At 55.2% G+C, this 279-nt stretch carries 1 protein-coding gene; it reads right to left on the bottom strand.

Features of this window, described 5'->3' with window-relative positions; genetic code table 11:
* On the bottom strand, nt 1–279 hold a 279-nt coding region (locus tag EN804_RS36825), incomplete at both ends, for an ABC transporter substrate-binding protein (RefSeq protein WP_246693568.1).

Here is a 279-nt window from a genome sequence, read left to right as displayed (position 1 = left end):
TGAATCGAGGCTATTGATGACGACGCGCAGGCCGAGTTTCGCCATCTGGCCGACGAGACCTTCCGCTAGGCTCTTGTCTGTCGCGTAACCGTTGTTGACGAGAAGGGTAATCTCGACATTACGGCCGCCAAGCTTTTCCTTGGGGAAATTCAGGAAACCATCGCCGTCAGTGTCTTTCAGGCCAATCGAAGCCAGTGCAGCCTTGGCAGCCTCGAGGTTGAAGGGGTAATAGACCGTGGAAGCGCGATCATAGAAGCTCGTTCCCGACGAAATACCACC

It is taken from the genome of Mesorhizobium sp. M8A.F.Ca.ET.161.01.1.1, from assembly GCF_004792105.1.
Lineage (GTDB): Bacteria > Pseudomonadota > Alphaproteobacteria > Rhizobiales > Rhizobiaceae > Mesorhizobium.
This window is presented reverse-complemented; position numbering and strand designations above follow the sequence as displayed.